The organism is Alicyclobacillus mali NBRC 102425 (assembly GCF_001570745.1).
In the GTDB taxonomy this organism is placed as follows: Bacteria; Bacillota; Bacilli; order Alicyclobacillales; family Alicyclobacillaceae; genus Alicyclobacillus; species Alicyclobacillus mali.
The window spans coordinates 39,544-57,558 of the sequence record NZ_BCSG01000018.1 but is presented as its reverse complement, the minus strand read 5'-3'; the positions used below and the strand labels follow the sequence as shown (position 1 = coordinate 57,558).

Genomic DNA, 18,015 nt, shown 5'->3' with positions numbered 1-18,015 from the left:
ATCAGGCCGTGCGCGGATCCGGCAGCATCCACGTGAGGAGACGAGCGAACTGGCGCACGAACGGCCAAGCCGCGAGCGTGCAGATGGCGTTGAACGCGGTATTGGCGTTGGCCACCGCCTGAGCGGGTGAAGCCGACGCGAGGGACACCGCGCTCGCGAAGGGATGCAGGATAGGAAGAAACGCCGCGACGCCCATGGTGTTCAGGAGCACGTGGGCGAGTGCGATGCGCTGCGCGGGGCGCGGCGTGCCGATGGCCGCGATGACCGACGTGAGACAGGTGCCGATGTTGGCGCCAAGTGAGATGGCGATCCCGCCTTCCAGGGGGATCATGTGCCCGCCGACGAGCGCCATGGCGATGACCGTTGTGGCGGTTGAGGACTGGACGAGCGCGCTCAGAGCACAGCCGGCGAGTGACGCGAGCAGGATGTTGCGCCCAGCGCCGGCGAGCGCCTGGTGGAAGAAGGGGGCCATCGCGAGGGGGCGCAGCGCGCTGGTAAGCGCCTGAAGCGCGATGAAGATGCAGGAAAATCCAACAAGTCCTTCGCCCAGCGGTCGATGTTTGAGACGAGGGTGCAGAGAGAGCGCGAGGCCTGCCGCGAGGGCTGGGAGCACGATGCCCCAGAGATTCAGGTTCAGGAGTTGGGGTGTGATGGTCGTGCCCACGTTGGCACCGAGGACCAGTCCTAGGCCGCTCGCGAAATCCAGGCTTCCGGCGGCGACGAGTCCGACCGTGATGGCGGTCACTGCCCCGGAGGACTGAAGCAGCGCCGTGCTCACGGCTCCGGTGACCATCCCGCGCGTCGGCGTCGACGCGGCCGTCCGAATGAGGCGCGCCAGGCGCCCTTCTGCCATGCGCTCGAAGCCGGACCGCATGAGGCGCAGGCCGCCGAGGAAGGCAACGAGTGCGAGGGCGGTGGCGAAGATGTGGGTGATCATGCGCCTCCCTCCCGTTCTAGGACAACCTATGCGCTCAACCGGGGCGGCATGCGTGTTTGACGAGCATTTCCTGCTGTACTATAATGGCGACAACTGATGTGTCCGGGGGGAGGGGATCTCATGTCGGAAGTCCGTCTGCGCAAGAATGAATCCATCGACAGCGCGCTGCGACGCTTCAAAAAGCAGATGGCCCGCGATGGCGTGTTGGCGGAGGTTCGCAAACGCGAGCATTACGAGAAGCCGAGTGTCGCGCGCAAGAAGAAGGCCCAGGCAGCCCAGCGCAAGCGCCGCCGCAGCTACTGAGGCGAATCGGGAGGATCCAAGCATGGCCATCCTTGATCAGCTGAATGAGGACCTCAAGCAGGCGATGCGAGACAAGGACAAGGTCCGGCTCTCGGTCATCCGGATGGTGAAATCGGCTGCCAAGAATCGAGAAATCGAGCTGGGTCGAGCGCTGACGGATGAGGACGCGCTGGCCGTCATTCAGAAGGAGATCAAGCAGCGCCGAGATTCCCTCCAGGCGTTTCAGGAAGCAAAACGGACGGATCTCATTGAACAGGCCGAGCAGGAAATCGCCGTGCTCGAGTCTTACTTGCCGGCGCAGCTCGGCGACGACGAGATCGAACAGTTGGCCAAGGACGTGATGGCGCGGGTCGGCGCCGTCGGAAAGGCCGACATGGGCAAGGTGATGCGCGAGCTGATGCCCGAGGTGCGCGGGCGCGCGGACGGCCGTCGCGTCCAGCAAATCGTCGAGCGCCTGCTCGCATAAGGGTGGGTGAACACCCGAATACACGAGGAGCCGTTCTCTGAGGACGGCTCCTCCGTTCATTTCTCGGGCTCATCCCGATGGGTGTTATTGCGAGCCTGTCTCGCATAGTCATCCAGGGGGAGGAATGGGCCATGCCGGGATGGACGTCTTCAATCAAGCGGCGCGCGGGCGAGGTGCTGCGCCTTCCGCCCGACACCGTCGAAGCCGTGGCTCGAGTGACTATCGTGGGCGACGACGTGATGATCGAGGGCGCGAAGGCGCTGCTCGAGGTTTCATCGGACCGGATCTCGTGCGATCTCGGCGATCGGGTCGTCGAGATCGAGGGAGAGTCGTTCGTCATCAAACTCGTGACGGAGCGGGAAATTCACGCCGTGGGTCGCGTTCGCCACCTGAGCTTTGGGGGTGGCGCGCAATGAGCGACTCCCGGTTCGAGTGGTTTCTCAACGGATCTGTGACGCTCTGGGTGACGGGGCCTGGGGCGCGCCACATCGTCGCGTGGCTGCAGCAAGACGGCGTGGTTGTGCGCGATGTGCGCTTCGCCACGGGCGGCGTGATGCTCCGGTTGGGTGTTTCGGCGCTTCGCCGCCTGATGGCGTCTCGGCGGGACTTCGGCGTGCGGTTTCGCGTCGTCGAACGACACGGCGCGCCGTTTCTCGCGCGGCGGTTGAGGAGGCGCAAGGCGTTCGCCGCTGGCGCGTTGGCGTTCGTCGCCATTCTCTACGCGCTCTCGTCCATCGTGTGGCGCGTCGAGATCGTCGGCGCGGAGGGCGAGGATCAGGAAGCGGAATTGAGACAGGCCGCAGCGGAGGCAGGGCTGGAGGTGGGGCAGTGGAAGTCGCGCCTCGCGCAGCCTGCTGAGCTGGCGGAGCGCGTGGTGGCTCGGGCGCCGAACTACGTCTGGGTCGGGGTGGAAGTCAAAGGGTCCGTCGCGGTGGTGCGGGGGATTCCGAAGATCCCGGGTGTTCCCCAAGCGAGTCAGACGCCGTGCAACATCGTCGCAACGCGTCCGGGGGTCATCCTCGACGTGCAGGCGTCCCGCGGCCGCGTGATGGTCAAGCCTAATCAAGTCGTGCAGCCGGGGCAGGTGCTCATCTCCGGCCTGTTGACCGATCGCGGCCCCAGCGTTCCTGCGAGCGGCAGCGTGTTCGCAGAGGTTTGGTACACGTCCGACGTGTCCATTCCGCTTCAGATCTCGACACAAGGACTGACCGGCGCTTCGGTCTCACGCGAGTATCTCGCCGTGGGTGGCACGCGACTGCGCGTGTGGGGATTTCAAGAAGCGCCTTCGGGCGTCTACGAGCGCGACGCCGAGACCGACTGGCACATCGGAACGTGGAGATTGCCCGTGCAGTGGGTGCACGCCACGCTGTACGAGGTCAAGCCCACCGTATGGAACCTGGATGTCGCGGCGGCCAAGCAGGAGGCACTTGTCATGGCAGCCTCCGACGTCCGGTCCCTTGCCGGCGGGGATATGGTCATCCTGGGCCAGTCGGTTTTACAGGAGCGTCTCGAGCGTGGTACTCTATACGCGACCATACTCACGCGCGTCCAACAGGACATCGGCGCTCCCGCGCCCATCCCGGAGGCAGGAGAACCGCTCAAGTCCCAGGGCGCGGCGCAATCGTAAGGACGGGGATGGTGCATCGTTGGCTGAGCAGACGGCGACGAAGAAATGGGTGTTTCCTACAAATGAGGAAGCGGTGCAAGCACTCGGGCCGAACGACTTGCTTTTGCACCTGCTCAGTCAGGCGTTTTCCGCAAAGGTGATTGTGCGCGGCACGGAAATCCAGTTCGTGGGCGACGAAGACGAGGTCTCGCGCCTGCAGCATCTGTTGAGCGTGGTCACCACCTTGGTTCGCCGCGGGATGCAACTCGGCGAATCGGATTATCGATACATGATTGAAATGGCGCACGCGGGCGATCTCGACGACGTGATCGACGTGTACACGACGGAAATCGGCACGACGTACAAGGGCAAGGCCATCCGGGTCAAGACCTTGGGCCAGCGGCGGTATGTCGACGCCATCCGTCGAAACGACATCGTGTTTGGCGTGGGACCGGCCGGCACGGGCAAGACGTATCTCGCGGTGGCGATGGCCGTGATGGCGCTAAAACGCGGCGAGGTCAAGCGGATTGTGCTGACGCGGCCCGCCGTTGAAGCGGGCGAGAAGCTTGGCTTTCTCCCAGGGGATCTCCAGGAGAAGGTCGATCCGTATCTGCGGCCCTTGTACGACGCGCTGCACGATATCTACGGGCAGGAGCAGGTCATCCGCGCGCTCGAGCGCGGAAACATTGAAATTGCGCCGCTTGCGTACATGCGCGGGCGCACGCTTGAAGACAGCTACGTCATCCTTGACGAGGCGCAGAACACGACCATTGAGCAGATGAAGATGTTCCTCACGCGCCTCGGCTTTCACTCAAAAATGGTCATCACAGGCGATGTGACGCAAATTGACCTCCCGACGGGCAGATTGTCTGGGTTGGTGCACGCGCAGCGCGTGCTGCGAGGCATTCCGGGTATCGCGTTTCACACGTTCAGCCCGTCGGACGTCGTGAGGCATCATCTGGTTCAAAAGATCATCGACGCGTACGCACAAGATCAGGCGAGGCAGGGCTGAGGCCCTGCCTCGAGCGCAAGGAGCATGTTGGTCATGAAGTGGACAGGATGGGGTAACGCCATTCGCCGCTGGCTGGACGATGATGCGTTTCGCCATAGTCGGCGAATCCGCGTGTGGATATACGCGGGTCTCGGCGTTCTCTTGTTCGCAATTCTCGCGTCGAGCATGATGCCTCCCCGGTATCATTTCGCGGTCGGAGAGGTGAGCCCCACGACCGTTGTGGCCCCGGTGACGGCCGTCGATACGGCTGCGACGGCAGCCAAACGCCAGGCGGCAGAGGCGAAGGTCCCGAAGCAGTACGCGCAGTCGCCGCAGGTGCTGTCGGACGCGCTGCAACAACTCGCCGGGCTGTTTGACGCGGCGAGATCGGCCGCCGGCAATCCGAACCTGACGCCGGCCGAGCGCCTGGCGGAGGTGCGGCGTGTTGCGCCGCAAGGGCTGTCCACCTCGACGCTGGAACTGATGCTGGGCGAGCCTGCCGCGCGGCTCGCCGGGCTTGAGAAAGACGCGGCGAAAGTGGTACAGGCCATCCTGAGTCAGCCGTTTTACGCCGACTCGATGCAACAGTCGATGCTTCTTGTGGACAGGCAGATTGTGAATCTCAACCTCGGGCTGGATCGAGATGCGGCCCTGATTGTGCAGAACACCGCGGTGAGCGTGCTCCGGCCCAACATGGTGTATCAGGCGCAGGCGACGCAGGAGGCGCGTGAGCAAGCCGCGGAGAGCGTTCAGCCGGTTTTGATTCATCAAGGCGACGTGATCGTCGCGAAGAACCAGGTTGTCACGCAGGACGTCATCAGCAAGCTCAAGGACGTGGGACTGTATTCGGCGTATCCGAGCGTTCGCGTCGGGGTTGGCTTCGCTGTGTTCATCGCGCTTTCAATCGCGATGCTCGCCGCCTACGTCGAGCGAAGGGCACCGAGGCGCCGGCTGGATAACCTGATGCTTGGCATCCTGGGGCTCGTGTTCGTCCTCATGGCCATCCTGATTGCGGTGACCAAGTGGATTGTCGAGGCGGGCGGGCCGACGTCGACGCCGTATCTGCTGCCCATCTCGCTTGGCGCGATGCTCATCACGGTGATGATGGACTCGTCCCTCGCTGTGGTGGCGGCCTTTTTCTTCTCGTTTCTGCTCGGGGCTGCGTTCGGGATGAACTACGATTTTGTGTTCTACGGCTTCGTCGGATCGCTCGTCGGCGCCTACAGCGTTGCGCGCGTCACCAGCCGGGCGACGTTCATGCGGGCGGGATTCATCGTGTCAGCGGTGAACATGGGCACGGTCATCGCGCTCTACTTGTTGGAAACGAGCCGGGGGACAGATCTGCACGCGCTGTCGCTGCATGTGGGCCTGGCTGCGCTGAACGGCGTGTTCGCGGCCATTCTGACAATGGGTATTTTGCCGTTTTTCGAATCGGCGTTTGGTCTGCTCACGCCCATTCGGCTTCTCGAACTGTCGAACCCGAATCATCCACTGCTGCGGAAAGTGTTGCTCGAGGCCCCGGGCACGTACCACCACAGCCTGATTGTCGGCAACCTTGCGGAGGCCGCGGCGGAACTGGTGGGGGCCGATCCACTTCTGTGCCGCGTGGGCGCGTATTACCACGATGTCGGCAAGACAAGGCGGCCCATGTTCTTTGTGGAGAACCAGATGACGAAGGAGAATCCGCACGACAAGGTGGCGCCGAGTCTCAGCCACCTCATCATCACGTCGCACGTCTCGGATGGACTCGAGATGCTGCGCAAGGCCGGGATTCCGAAGCCCATCCAGGATATTTGCGCCACGCATCACGGGACGACTATTTTGTGGTATTTTTATCACAAGGCCAAGGAGCAGGATAAAAACGGAACCGTGCGCGTGGACGACTTTCGATACCCGGGCCCAAAGCCCAAGACGCGCGAGTGCGCCATCATCATGATCTGCGACGCGGTCGAGGCTGCGGTCCGCAGCATGTCGCGGCCGACGCCCAACCGCGTGGAGGGCGTCATCCGCAAGATCATCCGAGATCGCCTCCAGGACGGGCAATTGGACGAATGCGATCTGACCCTGCAGGATCTCGACGCGATGGTCGGAGCATTCATGAAGACGCTCAAAGGCATTTACCACGCGCGCATTGAGTATCCCGACATTGACAAGTTGAAGAAGGAAGTGGCAAAGTGAACCGTTTGTCCATCGATGTCACCTGTGAGGTGGAATGGCCGCTCGATCCGCCGAACGCTGACCCGCAGGCGTTTGTCGAACGCGTGCTTGAGGCGGCGGCCGAGCGAATCGGGGTGCGGGGCGAGGTGTCCGTGCTGTTGGTCGACGATGGCGCCATCCACGAGTTGAACCGGACCTATCGCCAGGTGGACAGGCCCACCGACGTGTTGTCCTTCCCGATGAACGAGGGCGTGGCGCTGGCCGATCCCGACGACGTGGACCCCATCCTCGGCGATATCGTGGTGAGCGTCGATCGCGCCCACGAACAGGCCGGGGCATACGGCCATTCCCTCGCAAGAGAAATGGCGTTTTTGTTGGTGCACGGCTTTTTGCACCTGAACGGGTTCGATCACGAGGATGAGGCGGGCGAACGCGAGATGTTCGGGCTTCAGGAGGAGATCTTGCTCGGCATCGGGCTGGCGAGATCGTAGTGACGAGGCGGTGAATCCATGAAGGACGCGGGGCGAGGCGGGCACGCGCGAACCGACGCCAAGGCGCAGCCGTTTGTCCGCGCCGTGGCGTACAGCCTGCGCGGCGTCGTGTACGCCTTCCACACAGAGAAAAATCTGAAGCGGGACGTCTGGCTGTTCACCTGCCTCGCCGCCGTCGAGTGGTGCCTGCGCCCCAGCATCGCGCAGGCGGCCCTGACGGTGTTCGTGTCGATGTGCGTATTCGCCGCAGAACTGTTCAACACGGCGATCGAACTGGCCGTGGACGTGGCTTCCACCTGGAAAGATCATCCGGTGGCTGGCATGGCGAAGGACGTCGCGAGCGGCGCCGTGACGTTCGTCGCGTTTGGAGCGCTCGCCATCGCGGCGTGGCTGCTCGTGTCCGACTGGCCGTGGCACTTGTGGCTTTGGAGCCTTCGCAATCTGGGGTCAGTGGTTCTTGTCACCATTTGGTTGATGGCCGTATGGGCAGTGAGGCTTTGGCCTTACCACCCAGACATCGAGATCAAACGGCCGCGAAAGGGGGGAGCAGCGGAATGACCTACAAATCTGGTTTCGTGGCGCTCATAGGTCGGCCGAACGTCGGCAAGTCGACTCTTCTCAACGCGCTCGTCGGGCAGAAGGTCGCCATCATGTCGAACCGACCGCAGACGACGCGCAACCGCATCCGCGGCGTGCGGACGACGGAGACGTCGCAGATGATCTTCATCGACACGCCTGGTATTCACAAGCCGAAGCATCGCTTGGGCGAGTACATGGTGGACATCGCGCTCAAGACGCTGAACGAGGTGGACGTGATCGTCCTGGTGGTGGATGCGTCTTCGTACGTGCATCCCACGGAAATCGAGATCGTCAAGCAGCTCGAGCGCGTGCGGACGCCGGTCGCTCTCGCGCTCAACAAAGTGGATGCACTGGAGGATCGCGCCCTTGTGTTGAAGCGCATCGAGGAGTATCAGGCGCTCCGGCCCTTTGACGAATACGTGCCGATTTCAGCGCTCAGAGGCGAGCAGGTGGACCTCTTGGCCGAGGTGATCGAGAAGCGACTGCCGGAGGGGCCGAGGTATTACCCGGACGACATGATCACGGACCAGCCGGAATCGTTCATCGTCAGCGAAATTGTGCGGGAAAAAGTGCTGATGCTGACGCGCGACGAAGTCCCACACTCGGTGATGGTGGCCGTGGAACACATGGAGCGCCGTTCGTCGGACACGTTGTACGTCAGCGCGGTCATTTACACCGAGCGGGAGAGCCAAAAGGCCATTCTCATCGGCAAACAGGGCCAGATGTTAAAGCGCGTGGGCGAGATGGCGCGGCACGAGCTTGAGGCTTTGTTCGGCAATCGGATTTACCTGGAGCTGTGGGTCAAAGTGAAGCGGGATTGGCGGAACAAGCCGGCGTTGCTGCACCAGTTCGGCTTCGATCGGGACGGCTGAGCCCCAGGGGATTCCGGGTATACGGGAGGGGCATCACGGCAGACTACAACCATGGAAATGCAGTCCGCGGAGCGGAAGGGAGACGATGCCGATGCGTGACATCACGTGGAAGGTATTCGAGCTCACCGGGGACGTGTACGCGTACCTCCTGTATCGGGCCTGTCAAGAAGCAGAACAACTCCCGGACGAGGAACAACCGGAAGAAGACGAGCTCCATCAGGATTCGCATTTCCAGGCGTCGCTGAAGGGCTGAGTGTGACGGTGATATGGACGACAGAGGCCGTTGTCGTGCGGGTTGTGCGCTACGGCGAGCGCGATGCCATCCTGACGCTCCTGACCGAAACAGGGCTCGTGACGGCCATGGCGCGAGGCGGCGCAAGGTCGACCGGGCGCCTGTCGGCGGCGGCGCGCCTCTGCGCGCAAGGGACCTACGTATTGTACCAAGGGCGGGGGATGGGCGACGTGCGGCAGGCCGAGATCGCCCGCCTGCGACGCGCCGTACACGAAGATGTGGTCAAAGCGGCCTACGCCGCCTATTTGTGCGATCTCGCCAGCCGCACCGTTCCGGAGCGGCCCGACGCGCCTCCGGCGGCCTACCGGCAATTTGTGTCGGTGTTGGACGGGCTGGAGGCGGATCGAGTGCCTGCGGATGTGCTCGCGCGCGCGTTTGAGCTAAAGGTGTGCGCGTGGCTCGGGGTGGCGCCCGATTGGCGCCGCTGCATTCGCTGCGGTGCCGAATTTGCACAGGCCGGCGGAGAGCTGCGCTACGATCCGCGCGAAGGCGGCCTCATTTGCGGAGAGTGCGTGAGCGCCGTGGCGAGCGACGTAACCCGCGCGTGGCCGGTGCCGCGCAAGATAGCGGCTGTCCTCCACCTGTTGACGTACGCCGATATTGCCAAACTTCACCGTGTCGATCTTTCGGGCGGCATGCGGGATTCGCTGTCTCGCATTCTCGCGCATCAACTGCGCGAATTCGCAGGCGTGGGAGGCCGAGCGCGCCAAGTGCTCGACGATATCGTGGCGTCGCTCCCCGACGCCCCTGACGATCATCGCGGCGATCTTCACACATAAGCGACATGTGGGAACCATAAACTGATTCGGGGATAGAGAAGAGGATAAATTTGACTTGGGGCGTCGATACTAGGCATGTCTCAGAGCTGGCTTCCGGGGACGCCGCAAGCTTCGAGAGAAGCCTTGGTGTCGATTCGTGTCGAGAAAGAGACAATTTTTTGCGGATAGGAGGAAAGTGTCCTACTTTGTAGAATACGTGAGTAGGTACCGGCGAACCACATGGCCACATACGGCCGTGGGTTCACGCCGCATAGGGGGTGCAGTGATGAACGTTCCAGAGACGTTCATAGATACGCTGCGCCAGAAGGTCGACATCGTCGAAGTCATCAGCGAATACGTGCCTCTGCGCAAGTCGGGGCGCTCGTATGTTGGACTGTGCCCGTTCCACAACGAGCGCACGCCCTCGTTTTCCGTCTCGCCCGACCGCCAAGTATACCATTGCTTCGGATGTGGGGCCGGCGGCACCGTGTTCCGATTTCTCATGGATATCGAGGGCCTGTCGTTTGCAGAGACGGTGTCGTTGCTCGCCGAGCGCTGCGGTATCGCCGTGCCAGAATCGATGCGAGCGTCTGCTCCACGCTCACCTAAGCTCGAGCGGTACCGGCAGGCACACGAGCTGGCCGCAAAAGCGTTCAACCACATTCTAATGAATACAGATGCTGGAGTGCAAGCCCTTCACTATCTTCTTTCGCGCGGAATTTCACGGTCAACCATGGCGAGCTACCAATTGGGCTATGCGCCTCCCTCGGGCCGGGCCATGATGTCGTTTCTTCAGCAAAAGGGCTTTTCGGCTGAAGAACTCATTTCCTGCGGACTCGCGGTGGATCTCGGCGGTGAACTGGTGGATCGGTTTCGCGGCCGCGTCATCATTCCCATCGCGGACCGGCGAGGACAGGTCGTCGCCTTCGGCGCGAGGGCCATGGGCGACGAAGTGAAGCCCAAATACCTCAATTCGCCCGAATATGAGCTGTTTCACAAGGGCAGGATGCTCTTCAATGTGCATCGCGCGCGGAAGGCGATACGCCAGGAACGGAGAGCTCTGCTGCTCGAAGGTTACATGGATGTTTTGGCTGTGGCTCAGGCGGGCATCGAATGCGCGGTTGCAACGCTCGGTACGAGCTTGACAGAAGAGCAGGCCCAGTTGCTCAAGGCCGAATGTGACAAGGTCGTCATCGCATACGACGGCGATGAGGCCGGGCGTAAGGCGGCGGTCCGGGCCATCGACGTGCTTGAGCAGGCCAGTGTCACGCCCGTGGTGCTTCGGCTCCCTGACGGCATGGATCCGGACGAATACATCCGAGCACACGGCGCGCGGGCGTTTGAGCGCATGCTGTCGGAATCGACGTGGACCGCGGTTCAGTTCTTGATGGAGGACCTGCGCGCCCGCGCGGAGTGGGTGAGCCCGGCCGGTCGAACCGAGTTTTTGCGTCAGGCGCTGCGACTGCTGGCGGAGCGCGCAAGCCCGGTTGAACAGGAATATCAGCTGCGAAATTTGTCACAGGAATTTAACCTCTCTGTCGAAACATTGAAGGAGGAGATGCGCGGTTTCGCGAAACCATTAAGGCGTCGTTCTCCTTCGAGGGAAGAGGTTGCCCCGTGGATGAATGCTCCGCGCGCCGCCAAGGGGAAGGATCAGGTGAGCCTCCGGATTCTCCAGGCTGCGCTGTTCAGCCAGGAAGCGGCAGAGTACCTGATGGAGAAGGGCGTCACCGAGCTTGCCCATCCACTGCATACGGCGCTTTTGTCGCACGTGTACTCCTGGCGGCTCGAGCAGCCAGGACAACCGCCGTCCGCGTTCGTGGATCGGCTGGAAGATGAGGATTTGATTCGCCTGGCGTCTTCCCTCCTGTTTGACGAGCCTCCTGAGATCACGGTGGAACTCGTGGAGGATTACCTGAGGGCGCTCGAGCTTTCCAGGTTGGAGCAGGAGTTGAAGGAAAAGGTGCGAGCGTGGGGCGAGGCCGAGGCGGCCGGCGACCAAGAAAAGACTAGAGAGATCAAACTGCAAGTGGAGTGGATTCAGAGCCAGATTGCAACCATGAAGCAGCCCCGCGCGCTCCACGCCGAATGACGGGTTGCGCCGAATGGGGTAAAGGAGGCGGGGAACATGGCGAAGACGAATGACGAAATCCGCGATGAGGATCAGGGTATCACCCTTCAGGAAGCGAAACAGCAGCTGATTGAACTGGGCAAAAAACAAGGCTCGTTGACATATGAGGAGATCTCGGATCGGCTGAGCTCGTTCGACATGGACGCCGATGCGATGGATGATTTCTTCGAACAGCTGGCGGAACTCGGGATTGACGTCGTGAACGAGCGGGACGAAGAAGGGGGGCGCGAGGACGACGATTACGATCTCGACGATCTCTCCGTTCCGCCCGGCGTCAAGATTTCGGATCCCGTGCGCATGTACCTGAAGGAGATTGGGCGCGTGCCGCTTTTGTCCGCGCAGGAGGAGATCGAGCTCGCCAAGCGGATCGAACAAGGGGACGAAGAGGCGAAGCAGCGCCTGGCGGAGGCCAACCTGCGCCTTGTGGTCAGCATCGCGAAGCGATACGTCGGGCGTGGCATGCTGTTTCTCGACCTGATCCAAGAAGGCAACCTGGGCTTGCTCAAGGCGGTTGAGAAGTTTGACTACCGAAAGGGCTACAAGTTCAGCACGTACGCCACGTGGTGGATCCGGCAGGCCATCACGCGGGCCATTGCCGACCAGGCGCGGACCATCCGAATTCCGGTGCACATGGTGGAGACGATTAACAAGCTCATCCGCGTCTCCCGGCAGCTCCTTCAGGAGTTGGGGCGTGAGCCGACGCCGGAAGAGATTGCCGCCGAGATGGACCTGACGCCGGAGAAGGTGCGCGAGATTCAGAAAATCGCGCAGGAACCTGTGTCGCTGGAGACGCCGATTGGCGAAGAGGATGACTCGCATCTCGGCGACTTTATTCCGGACGACGAGGCACCCGCGCCGGCGGACGCGGCGGCTTACGAGCTCTTGAAGGAGCAGTTGGAGGACGTGCTCGACACGCTGACGGAGCGCGAGGAAAACGTGCTTCGGCTGCGCTTCGGATTGGATGACGGCCGCACTCGCACCCTGGAGGAAGTCGGCAAGGTGTTTGGGGTGACGCGGGAACGCATCCGCCAAATTGAGGCGAAGGCGCTCCGCAAGCTGCGCCACCCGAGTCGAAGCAAGCGGCTCAAGGACTTCCTCGAGTGAGGATATGGCCACTCCGCGCATGCACAGGCTGCTCGTCTCGTGATGGGGCGTGGCGGCCTGATTTCGTTTTTGGCAACTGGGCGACGAAACGTTGGCTCATTGCTCGCCGGTCTACAGCTCTCATCGTCCGCGTATCGTGGGAGAAGGAGACGGCGATGAGGCGGTGGGGACAACTTGGCCTGGCTGTGGATGTGCCTGCTGGCGTGCGGGGTGGCGGCGGTGGGGTCGCTCGCGTTTCTCATTCGGTTTGCCGAACGCCTGAAATACGAGGGAAGGTCCATGCGCCCGGAGAAGAGCGACGTGGGTGTCGTGCTCGGCGCGTACACGGATGGCTTTGAACCCAGCCATCCGCTTGCGGCCAGGCTTCGAGCGGCCATTGCGTTGTATCGCCAGGGCTACATCCGCGCCATCATCGTGAGCGGCGGCCGGGGGGAGAACGAGACCGTTGCCGAGGCGAGGAGCATGAAGCGTTTCCTGGTCATGAACGGCGTCCCCGCGGACGCGGTGCACGAAGAGAGAATGTCCACCAACACGTGGGAAAATTTGTATCACAGCAAGGATATCATGCGAGATCGAGGGTATCGGACGGCGGTCATCATCACGTCTGACTACCACCTTCCGCGGGCGATTGCCGTCGCGCGCACGCTGGGCGTGGAGGCGACGGGCTGCGGCGCCGCGTCCACGAAAGGGGAGTTTCGCGCAGCCGTGCGCGAGGTGTTTGCCCATATCGAGTACATGCTCCGGGGACGACAGGCCCCGTTTTGGAAGGCGTAAACCCAACTGTTGATGGCGTGAGTGAAGTCGAGAGGGGGATGGCAATGGATTTGGGGCCGCGCCTCCGGGCCGTGGCGGAATTGGCGCTCCCGTGTGAAACGTTGGCCGATATCGGCACCGATCACGCCTACCTGCCAGTATTCGCGCTCGAAGCGGGCATGACCCGCCGCGCCATCGCGACGGATGTCCGCGAGGGCCCGCTGTCCCAAGCCCGCGCGCATCTAGCCGCTCGCGGGCTTTTGTCGCGCGCGTCCATTCGCCTGGGGGACGGTTTGGAGCCGCTCCAGGTGGGTGAGGCGGACGTCATTGTGTCGGCGGGCCTTGGTGGGCGCGCGCAGGCGGACATGGTCGAGAGACGGGAGGATATCGCGCGTTCCGCGCGTCGGCTGGTGTTTCAGCCCATGGGGGCTGGTCACGTGTTGCGGCAGACGCTGTATCGCCTTGGGTTTCATCTCGCCGCGGAGGAGGCGGTGTGCGAAGCGGACAAGCCGTACGAGATCATCGCCGCGGAATATCGGGGCGGGCCCGATCCAGCTTACTCCGTTCCGCTGTCGCACCTCTGCGATCGCGGCCTCCGGCCGGACGAGGCGTGGGAGGCGCTCTGGATGGTCGGGCCGCTGCTGTGCCTAGCGAGTGCGCCGGGCCTTCGCTGCCGGATCGAAGCCGAGGTGAGGCGCACCGAGCGGGCCATGGCGCGCGTCGAGCGATCAGACCATCGCGCGCTGCACGCCGCTCAGCTCGAACTGCTCGCGAGGCGGAAGAAGATCTGGAACGCGCTCTTGGCACGATGGGAGGAGGATAGGACATGCAGGTGACGGTTGCCGACGTCATGCGGGCGATGGATGTCATCGCGCCGCCCCACATGGCGATGGAGGGCGATCGCATCGGGCTTCAACTGGGCGATCCCGCCCGACCCGTCGCGAAGCTCGTGGTGACGCTCGAAGTGACGCCCGACGTGGTGGATCGCGCTGTGGCATGGGGAGCGGATATGATCGTCGCGCACCATGCGCTTCTCTTTCGGCCGCTGTCCGAGATTCGCTGGGACAAGCCCCGCCAGGCCATGGTCGCGAAGCTGGTCGCGCAGCAGACCGCTTTCTTTGCGGCGCACACCAATCTCGACTGCGCGCCTGGCGGCGTCAACGACGTGATCGTGGAGAAGTTGGGCCTCAGCCAGCCCGAATTGCTGGACGTCACGGGGCGTGACAAACTTGCCAAGGTGGTCGTCTTCGTGCCGGTGTCGCACGTGGACGCGGTTCGCCAGGCGCTCGGGGATGCAGGGGCAGGCCACATCGGCGCGTATTCGCACTGCACGTTTGGTACGCCTGGGACGGGATCGTTCAAGCCGGGGCCCGGCACCCATCCGTATATCGGCGAGGAGGGCAAGCTCGAACTGGTGGACGAGGTGCGGCTGGAGACCATTGCCTACGAGCGCGATCTCGACCGCATCGTCGCGAGCATGCTGAAGGCGCATCCGTATGAGGAAGTGGCATATGACATCTATCCGCTGGCGGTTCCTGGCCGCCCGTTCGGAATCGGGCGCATCGGCACGCTGCCGGAACCCATGGAACTCGAGTCCTTTGTGGATCGGGTGAGGCGCGCCTTTCACCTGCCCCACCTTCGGTACGCGGGTTGCCCGCGGGCGAGCGTGCAGAAGATCGCCGTGCTCGGAGGTTCTGGGAGTGGGTGGATTCCACGCGCCTTGGCTCTCGGTGCCGACGCGCTGGTCACCGCGGACGTGTCGCACCATCAGGCGGCGGACGCCGTGCACGACGGGCTCGCCATTGTCGACGTGCCGCACGCGGCGCTCGAGGCGCCAGTTTGCGAGGCCGTGGCCCGCAAGCTGGGTGAGGCTTTGGGGCCGGGAGTCGAGGTCCGCGTGGACGTCGAGGGCGTCGACCCGTGGCGCTTTGTGTGAGGCGTCAGCCGGATCGCAGGGTGAGGAGAATGGCGCGGTTGGCGACCTCGTTCTTCCGGACTTGCCGAAGGGACTGGGCGCTCACCGCGCCAACGGGGGAGACGGGCCATTCGCCGCAGAGATCGACGCCCAGGATGCGTCGGCGGCGCCGGAGGGCGACGAGGGCGTACAGAAGCATCCGCAGGCGCATGGTGCCTCCGTCCCAGTCGGTGGCCGCGTCGGCCGGATGGAGCACGTCTTTGTCGATGCTCACGTACACCGGATGACTCCCGGCGGCATCGAGCACGCGTTGCGCGAGCCTCCGCGGCGCCGGAAGCGACGAGATCTCCGTTTCATCGATAAGCGTGACATCCGGGTGTCGGCGGCCGAGATGGCGCAATTCGCCAGCGTCGCGCGCGCCCACGATGACCACACGGCGGAGCTTCGGCACGCGAAAGAGCGCGCGCCTCACCCAGTTTCCACAGGACAGGAGGGGCGGTTCTTCGGCGCAGTCGGTGTGATGGTCGAACAAGACCAGCGAAAACGGCTCCTGGCATTCGCGGAGAAGGAAGTAGGTGACGTAGTGGTAGGTGCCGCTCCCAATCAGCGTTACGCCGTGGAACGCTCGGCGGGCGAGGCGCTGCTCGATGGCGCGCGCCGCAAACGGATCGCACATGCCGTGCGTTCCCGGGATATCGTCCAGCCGCACGACCTCGTGCTCGGGCGGGAATGGGAGCGACTGAATCGCCAGGCTTTCGTCCAGGTGCAGCACGGTGACTCCGGGTCTTCGCGTCAACAAGATGATCCACTCCTCTCAAGCACGTGTTGCCTTGAAATCGTGTCTCATCTGAAGCGCACATGTTGGACTTACCCTTACCATAACAAAAGATGGGCGGGTATGCATCCAGCGGCGGGCGAGATCGCCGGAATCCGCCATTGCATGTGAGGCGAAATCCGAGTATACTCTGCATGCTGATGCGAAGAAGTAAGCCGGGCAATCGCCGGTGCGAGCCGCGAGGCTGCACGGGAGGAAAGTCCGAGCTCCACAGGGCAGGGTGCCGGATAACGTCCGGCGAGAGCGATCTCAGGGAAAGTGCTACAGAAATGCAGACCGCCGATGGCTCGTTTGAGCTCAGGCAAGGGTGCAACGGTGCGGTAAGAGCGCACCAGCAGCCCGGAGACGGGCTGGCTAGGTAAACCCCACCCGGAGCAAGACCAAGTAGGGGCGCTGATGCGGTGGCCCGCCGCGCGCCCGGGTTGGTCGCTGGAGCCGGCTGGCAACGGTCGGCCTAGATAGATGATTGCCACTCCACACGTGCGAGGCGTCACGCCGCTTGCAGCACAGGAGGACAGAACTCGGCTTACAGGCTTGCTTCTTCGCGTACATATCGTCGCGGAGCGGACATCACCCACATTGGGTGATGTTTTCGTATGATCATCGCGCTAAGGCGCGAAAACCGGCGCACAGGAGGCACGCATGGCAACGGAATGGGTGATTTCTCGCCTGGGAGAGGCGGATCGCGCCGCATGGGCCAATGTGGTGGAGTCGGTGGGGTGGCGGTTTGATCCCGCCGAGATCGACCTGTTGTTTGCCACCGGCGAGGCGTGGGGCGCGTACTTGGATGGTCAACTCGCGGGCGTCGCAAGCGTGTACCGGCATGGCCAGAGCCTCGCATGGCTCGGGAACGTCGCCGTTGTGCCGGATGTTCAGCGCAGAGGCCTCGGCGGCAAACTGATCGATCACGCCCTGCGCCAGCTTGACCTAGGGGCGGGTCCCGTACCCGTCGGCCTGGTGGCTCGAAAGGAACTCGCGCCGCTCTACGCTCGGTTCGGGTTCCGCGCGGTTGGAGAGGTGGTGCGGCTTCGGGCGGATCGCGTGCTTGCGCCGCATCTTCCGCAGGAGCCGATGGCGGCAGACGCTTCGGACGACGCGTGGCTCGAGGACGCGTACAGATTGGATGGGGCCGCCTTCGGCGCCGACCGCTCGCAACTGCTTCCGCGCGTGGTTCGCGCGGCGGACAAGGTCATCGCGGTTCGAGACGAGGCCAACAAGGTCCAGGGCATCGGCTTGGCGCTCTCATCTGCAACCGGGATGCGCCTGGGGCCGATTGTTGCGCAGAACGACATCATGGCGCTCCACCTCATGCACCTGCTGGCGGAAGACGTGGACGGTTCGATTGCGATGGATGTGCCGGCCGAACGTTCTTCCTTTCTGCATCGCCTTCGCAAGCTCGGCTTTGAGGGACAGGCATCCTCGGTGATGATGTTGCGCGGCGCGCCCGCGCTTCCCGGCCAGCGGCAACACCTCTACGCACTTCTGCGGCCTGCGTTCGGATGAGCGCGGGCCGCTTTCTTTGCTGGCAGGAATTCTCGACGACGCGCCGAATACCATGCATTCTATAGTCACTTGTCGTCTGGTTTATCGTTCGATTCCGAAAAATACGCCATAGGAAGGAGGGATCGCATTGTCCATCCGTGCGCTCGCGCTCATCCCTGTGCTCTGTATTTTCGTCGGCGTGGTGTTCGCAAACCGAACCTATCCCATTGTGCTCGGTATGCCGTTCCTGTTTTTCTACATGGTGGTGTGCATTGTCTTCACGTCCCTGGTCATGGCCATCGTGTACGCGTGCGATCCGGCCAATCGAAAGGAGGAGTGAGCG

The 18,015-nt window shown here is 63.0% G+C and carries 20 protein-coding genes and 1 other RNA gene; 19 read left to right on the top strand and 2 right to left on the bottom strand.

The genetic code is table 11. The features are described 5' to 3' along the window. Window position 1: 1 nt before the first annotated feature. A complete protein-coding gene (locus tag AMA01_RS07300; protein ID WP_067849514.1) occupies window positions 2-937 on the bottom strand; it encodes a Na/Pi cotransporter family protein in 936 nt (311 codons plus the stop codon). Window positions 938-1,057: 120 nt separating this feature from the next. Here AMA01_RS07300 and rpsU point away from each other — a divergent pair, with 120 nt between their 5' ends. From rpsU to AMA01_RS07225, 16 genes are all read left to right on the top strand, one after another. Further along, on the top strand, window positions 1,058-1,240 hold the full coding sequence (rpsU, locus tag AMA01_RS07295; RefSeq protein WP_008337132.1) for a 30S ribosomal protein S21: 183 nt from the start codon (window positions 1,058-1,060) through the stop codon (window positions 1,238-1,240). A 22-nt stretch (window positions 1,241-1,262) separates the two neighbouring features. Then, the gene (locus tag AMA01_RS07290) at window positions 1,263-1,706 is read left to right on the top strand and encodes a GatB/YqeY domain-containing protein (protein ID WP_067849512.1); all 444 of its coding nucleotides are present in this window, start codon (window positions 1,263-1,265) and stop codon (window positions 1,704-1,706) included. Window positions 1,707-1,837: 131 nt separating this feature from the next. Continuing rightward, window positions 1,838-2,122: a YabP/YqfC family sporulation protein gene (locus AMA01_RS07285; RefSeq protein WP_067849510.1), complete on the top strand. Its 285-nt coding sequence runs from the start codon at window positions 1,838-1,840 to the stop codon at window positions 2,120-2,122. After that, window positions 2,119-3,333, top strand: coding sequence for a sporulation protein YqfD (locus AMA01_RS07280; protein WP_067849508.1), 1,215 nt, complete (start codon window positions 2,119-2,121; stop codon window positions 3,331-3,333). Before AMA01_RS07285 ends, AMA01_RS07280 begins: the two co-directional genes overlap by 4 nt. Window positions 3,334-3,352: 19 nt before the next feature. Next, a complete protein-coding gene (locus AMA01_RS07275; RefSeq protein WP_067849506.1) occupies window positions 3,353-4,324 on the top strand; it encodes a PhoH family protein in 972 nt (323 codons plus the stop codon). 33 nt (window positions 4,325-4,357) lie between these two features. After that, window positions 4,358-6,481, top strand: a complete 2,124-nt coding sequence (locus tag AMA01_RS07270) for an HD family phosphohydrolase (protein ID WP_067849504.1) — start codon at window positions 4,358-4,360, stop codon at window positions 6,479-6,481. Continuing rightward, complete coding sequence (ybeY, locus tag AMA01_RS07265; protein ID WP_067849502.1) at window positions 6,478-6,951, top strand: rRNA maturation RNase YbeY; 474 nt, start codon at window positions 6,478-6,480, stop codon at window positions 6,949-6,951. The genes AMA01_RS07270 and ybeY overlap by 4 nt, the downstream gene beginning before the upstream one ends. 18 nt (window positions 6,952-6,969) lie before the next feature. Beyond that, on the top strand, window positions 6,970-7,509 hold the full coding sequence (locus AMA01_RS07260) for a diacylglycerol kinase (protein WP_067849500.1): 540 nt from the start codon (window positions 6,970-6,972) through the stop codon (window positions 7,507-7,509). Next, entirely contained in the window at window positions 7,506-8,402 is an 897-nt protein-coding gene (gene era / locus AMA01_RS07255; RefSeq protein WP_067849498.1) for a GTPase Era, read from the top strand. Before AMA01_RS07260 ends, era begins: the two co-directional genes overlap by 4 nt. A 91-nt stretch (window positions 8,403-8,493) precedes the next feature. Continuing rightward, a complete protein-coding gene (locus tag AMA01_RS13565; RefSeq protein WP_082744055.1) occupies window positions 8,494-8,655 on the top strand; it encodes a YqzL family protein in 162 nt (53 codons plus the stop codon). Window positions 8,656-8,657: 2 nt separating this feature from the next. Then, window positions 8,658-9,473: a DNA repair protein RecO gene (gene recO / locus AMA01_RS07250; protein ID WP_067849496.1), complete on the top strand. Its 816-nt coding sequence runs from the start codon at window positions 8,658-8,660 to the stop codon at window positions 9,471-9,473. A 265-nt stretch (window positions 9,474-9,738) separates the two neighbouring features. Beyond that, window positions 9,739-11,544, top strand: a complete 1,806-nt coding sequence (dnaG, locus tag AMA01_RS07245; RefSeq protein WP_082744053.1) for a DNA primase — start codon at window positions 9,739-9,741, stop codon at window positions 11,542-11,544. A 36-nt stretch (window positions 11,545-11,580) separates the two neighbouring features. Further along, window positions 11,581-12,687, top strand: a complete 1,107-nt coding sequence (gene rpoD, locus AMA01_RS07240) for an RNA polymerase sigma factor RpoD (RefSeq protein WP_008337108.1) — start codon at window positions 11,581-11,583, stop codon at window positions 12,685-12,687. 174 nt (window positions 12,688-12,861) lie between these two features. Further along, a complete protein-coding gene (locus AMA01_RS07235; RefSeq protein WP_067849494.1) occupies window positions 12,862-13,461 on the top strand; it encodes a YdcF family protein in 600 nt (199 codons plus the stop codon). A gap of 38 nt (window positions 13,462-13,499) precedes the next feature. Further along, window positions 13,500-14,276 (top strand): tRNA (adenine(22)-N(1))-methyltransferase, encoded by a 777-nt coding sequence (locus AMA01_RS07230; protein ID WP_067849492.1) that lies wholly within the window; start codon window positions 13,500-13,502, stop codon window positions 14,274-14,276. Then, window positions 14,267-15,376, top strand: a complete 1,110-nt coding sequence (locus tag AMA01_RS07225; protein ID WP_067849490.1) for a Nif3-like dinuclear metal center hexameric protein — start codon at window positions 14,267-14,269, stop codon at window positions 15,374-15,376. Before AMA01_RS07230 ends, AMA01_RS07225 begins: the two co-directional genes overlap by 10 nt. A 4-nt stretch (window positions 15,377-15,380) precedes the next feature. On the opposite strand, the gene AMA01_RS07220 is transcribed toward AMA01_RS07225, so the two are convergent. Next, window positions 15,381-16,154 (bottom strand): arginase family protein, encoded by a 774-nt coding sequence (locus AMA01_RS07220; protein WP_067849488.1) that lies wholly within the window; start codon window positions 16,152-16,154, stop codon window positions 15,381-15,383. A gap of 183 nt (window positions 16,155-16,337) precedes the next feature. Here AMA01_RS07220 and rnpB point away from each other — a divergent pair. From rnpB to AMA01_RS07205, 3 genes are all read left to right on the top strand, one after another. Continuing rightward, an RNA gene (gene rnpB, locus AMA01_RS07215) (RNase P RNA component class A) lies at window positions 16,338-16,735 on the top strand. Window positions 16,736-16,832: 97 nt separating this feature from the next. Next, window positions 16,833-17,693, top strand: coding sequence for a GNAT family N-acetyltransferase (locus tag AMA01_RS07210; RefSeq protein WP_067849486.1), 861 nt, complete (start codon window positions 16,833-16,835; stop codon window positions 17,691-17,693). 127 nt (window positions 17,694-17,820) lie between these two features. Further along, window positions 17,821-18,012, top strand: a complete 192-nt coding sequence (locus tag AMA01_RS07205) for a DUF3311 domain-containing protein (RefSeq protein ID WP_067849484.1) — start codon at window positions 17,821-17,823, stop codon at window positions 18,010-18,012. The last annotated feature ends 3 nt before the right edge of the window (window positions 18,013-18,015 follow it).

Coding starts and splice junctions, on each gene's coding strand:
- AMA01_RS07300 (WP_067849514.1), bottom strand. CDS start 937: ATGATCACCCACATCTTCGCCACCGCCCTCGCACTCGTTGCCTTCCTC.
- AMA01_RS07260 (WP_067849500.1), top strand. CDS start 6,970: ATGAAGGACGCGGGGCGAGGCGGGCACGCGCGAACCGACGCCAAGGCG.
- rpoD (WP_008337108.1), top strand. CDS start 11,581: ATGGCGAAGACGAATGACGAAATCCGCGATGAGGATCAGGGTATCACC.
- AMA01_RS07285 (WP_067849510.1), top strand. CDS start 1,838: ATGCCGGGATGGACGTCTTCAATCAAGCGGCGCGCGGGCGAGGTGCTG.
- AMA01_RS13565 (WP_082744055.1), top strand. CDS start 8,494: ATGCGTGACATCACGTGGAAGGTATTCGAGCTCACCGGGGACGTGTAC.
- AMA01_RS07225 (WP_067849490.1), top strand. CDS start 14,267: ATGCAGGTGACGGTTGCCGACGTCATGCGGGCGATGGATGTCATCGCG.
- AMA01_RS07230 (WP_067849492.1), top strand. CDS start 13,500: ATGGCAATGGATTTGGGGCCGCGCCTCCGGGCCGTGGCGGAATTGGCG.
- dnaG (WP_082744053.1), top strand. CDS start 9,739: ATGAACGTTCCAGAGACGTTCATAGATACGCTGCGCCAGAAGGTCGAC.
- era (WP_067849498.1), top strand. CDS start 7,506: ATGACCTACAAATCTGGTTTCGTGGCGCTCATAGGTCGGCCGAACGTC.
- AMA01_RS07270 (WP_067849504.1), top strand. CDS start 4,358: ATGAAGTGGACAGGATGGGGTAACGCCATTCGCCGCTGGCTGGACGAT.
- AMA01_RS07280 (WP_067849508.1), top strand. CDS start 2,119: ATGAGCGACTCCCGGTTCGAGTGGTTTCTCAACGGATCTGTGACGCTC.
- AMA01_RS07210 (WP_067849486.1), top strand. CDS start 16,833: ATGGCAACGGAATGGGTGATTTCTCGCCTGGGAGAGGCGGATCGCGCC.
- AMA01_RS07290 (WP_067849512.1), top strand. CDS start 1,263: ATGGCCATCCTTGATCAGCTGAATGAGGACCTCAAGCAGGCGATGCGA.
- rpsU (WP_008337132.1), top strand. CDS start 1,058: ATGTCGGAAGTCCGTCTGCGCAAGAATGAATCCATCGACAGCGCGCTG.